Source organism: bacterium, from assembly GCA_026398675.1.
Taxonomy (GTDB): Bacteria; RBG-13-66-14; RBG-13-66-14; order RBG-13-66-14; family RBG-13-66-14; genus RBG-13-66-14.
The window spans coordinates 1-2,748 of sequence record JAPLSK010000272.1; the positions used below are offsets into that span (position 1 = coordinate 1).

A 2,748-nucleotide genomic window follows, 5' to 3' on the forward strand; every position below is an offset into this window, starting at 1 on the left:
GTTTACTGGCCGAGCTGCCCGAGAACGAGCGCCGGGCCATCGAGCTGGCGTACCTGGAGGGCGTGGATTACCGCGACGCCGCCGCGGCCCTCGGGTGCCCCGAGGCCACCCTGAAGACCTGGGTCCACCGGGGGAGGAAAAAGCTGCGGGAGCTCTACGTCGAGCGGACGGGCGATTCGTTCCAGGTTGTCGAGTGAAACGGGTTTGGGCTATGCTTTGCGAGGGGTGACGATGGACGCCGATGAACTGAGAGACCTTTTCGACCGATACGCGGCCGGTGAGCTGGCCCCCGAGGAACGGGAGGCCTTTCTCCGCGCCATGGAGAGGGTCCGGGGAAAGGTGGAGGGCGTCGAGGAAAGGGTCGGCCGGCTGGAGGGGGAAATTTCCGACCGGGTGAACGAATCCATCGGCAGAGCCCTCTCCAATGTTGACCGGGTTGGCGGAAAGCTCGACGCCAGGTTCGCCGAGGGTGAGGAAAAGCTCCGGCGCAAGCCGGACCTCCTGGAAGAGCTGGACCTTGCCCGGCGGATAGAGGAAAAACTTCACCGGGTTGTGCTCTTCCGGGCTCCGGAGGGCCTCGGGGCGAACGTGATGCGGAGCGTTTCCGCCGAGAAGCGCCCGAAGGTGGTCATCCCGCCGATGCGCCGCTCGCTGATGCCCGCGGTTCTCCTGGGTGGCGGGCTTCTCGTGGCGCTGACGGTCGGCGCCGCCGCCATTCTCCCACTGTTCGGGGTAAACCTCGGCGTGAATTTGGGCGGGGTCGAACTTCCCGATTGGTTCACGAAAATTCCGGCGGGTCTGTCGGCCTGCTTCGGCGCCGGCATGGTCCTGCGGACCCTGTTGCGCGCGAGGAACGATCCGGCCTTTAAGACCGCCGCGAAGAGAGGATAGGAAACGATGGACGGGGACCATCTACCCGACGGCCGTCGCGAGGTGAGCGTCCTGTTCACCGACCTGGAGGGCTTTGCAAAGCTGACCGAAAAGCTGGGCGACGGGCGTGTCGCCGCTCTCCTGGCCGATTACTACGCCGCCGTGGGCCGGATAATCGAAAAGCACGGCGGGGTGGTGGACAAGCTCATCGGCGACGGCGTCTTCGCCACCTTCAACGCCGTGGTCGCCCTCGAAAATCATCGTCCGGTCGCTCGGAAGGCGGGGGAGGAGATAATCGCGGAAATCTCCGGGCTCGATGCCGGCGGCAAGCCGCTCCGGGCCGCCGTTTACGCCGCTTCCGGTCCCGCCGAGGTCCACACCTTCACCGCCGGCGGCCACACCGCCACCACCGTCGTCGGCCGGACGGTCAACCGCGCCGGCATGGCGATGCGCCGACCGCGCTACGGCTCGGTGACGGACGCCGACCGTTCATAGCCGTCTTTCCCGCGATGAACCCCGCCCCGGCGGGGTTTTTTCCGTATTTGACGCCCGCGGCGGCCTGGGATAAGATAGCCCCATGCTCAACGCTTCCCCAGCGGCCGAGCCTTACAGCGTCAGCGGGCTGACCGCCCTCATCAAGGGCACCCTCGAGGAGCGCTACGCCGGGGTCTGGGTGGCCGGGGAGCTGACGGACGTGAAACTGGCCGCGAGCGGCCATCTCTACTTCCGCCTGAAGGACGAGGGGGCGGTGCTGGGCTGCGCCATGTTCCGCCCGCGGCCCCAGCGGCTCGGCTTCGTCCCCGCGGACGGGCTCGAGGTGGTGGCCCGCGGCGACGTCTCCGTGTACCCGCCCCGGGGGAACTATCAGCTCATCTGCGACGAGCTGGTTCTGCGCGGGATGGGGGAGCTCCAGCGGGCCTTCGAGGAATTAAAAGCGAGGCTTGCCGCCGAGGGGCTCTTCGCCGCCGAGGGAAAAAGACCTTTGCCGCGCCTGCCGAAGAGGGTGGGCGTGGTCACCAGCCGCGACGGTGCGGCTCTGCGAGACATCCTGCGAGTCCTGGCGCGCCGACACGCCGGCCTGGACGTCGTCCTCCGGCACGCGCTGGTCCAGGGCGAGGGCGCCGGGGCGGAGCTGGCCCGCGCCGTGGAGGAACTCGGCGCATCGGGGCTGGTGGACGTGCTCATCGTGGGGCGGGGCGGAGGCTCCTACGAGGACCTCTTCTGCTTCAACGACGAGCGGCTTATCCGGGCGATTCACGCCTGCCCGGTGCCGGTCATCTCCGCCGTGGGGCACGAGGTGGACGTGACCCTCGCGGACCTGGCGGCCGACGTGCGGGCTCCGACCCCCAGCGCCGCCGCCGAGATGGTCACCGCCGAGCGCGACGAGCTCCGACGCCGCGTCGCCGCGGGGCGGGGCTCCCTCCGCCGCATCGCCGCGGATCTGCTGAAGTTTGAAGGCCAGCGGCTGGACCATTTTCAAAAAACTCTTTCGGTGGAGCGGCTCTCCGGTTACCTGAACCTCCGCCGCCAGCGGGTGGACGGTCTGGGCGAGCGCCTGCGGCACGGCGCGCGCTCGGCCGTCGAGGCGGGTAAGTCGAGATTCGCGCGGGTCCGGCTGGCCCTCTCCCGGGCCCACACGGTTCCCCGTCTGCGCGAGAGGGCCTTGGCGGGCCTCATCCGTCGGGCGAGTCTCTCCGCATCCGGCGGGGTATACTCTCACCGGGTGCGCCTTGGCTCGGGGACGGGAAAGCTCGCCGCCCTCGACCCCCGGGGCGTCATCGGCCGGGGTTACGGCCACCTCTCGCGTAAAGGCGCGCCCGTTCGCTCCATAAAGGAACTGCAACCATCCGACGAACTGGGCGTGACCGTCCACGACGG

Annotated in this window: 4 protein-coding genes; all 4 read left to right on the forward strand. The window is 68.9% G+C overall.

The genetic code is table 11. The features are described from left to right. Positions 1 to 197 (forward strand): SigE family RNA polymerase sigma factor (locus NTW26_08380; GenBank protein ID MCX7022267.1); only part of this gene is annotated, 197 nt, incomplete at its 5' end. Positions 198 to 231: 34 nt separating this feature from the next. Next, positions 232 to 891, forward strand: coding sequence for a hypothetical protein (locus tag NTW26_08385; GenBank protein MCX7022268.1), 660 nt, complete (start codon positions 232 to 234; stop codon positions 889 to 891). Between the two features lie 6 nt (positions 892 to 897). After that, complete coding sequence (locus NTW26_08390) at positions 898 to 1,365, forward strand: adenylate/guanylate cyclase domain-containing protein (protein ID MCX7022269.1); 468 nt, start codon at positions 898 to 900, stop codon at positions 1,363 to 1,365. A gap of 82 nt (positions 1,366 to 1,447) precedes the next feature. Next, positions 1,448 to 2,748 (forward strand): exodeoxyribonuclease VII large subunit (xseA, locus tag NTW26_08395; protein MCX7022270.1); only part of this gene is annotated, 1,301 nt, incomplete at its 3' end.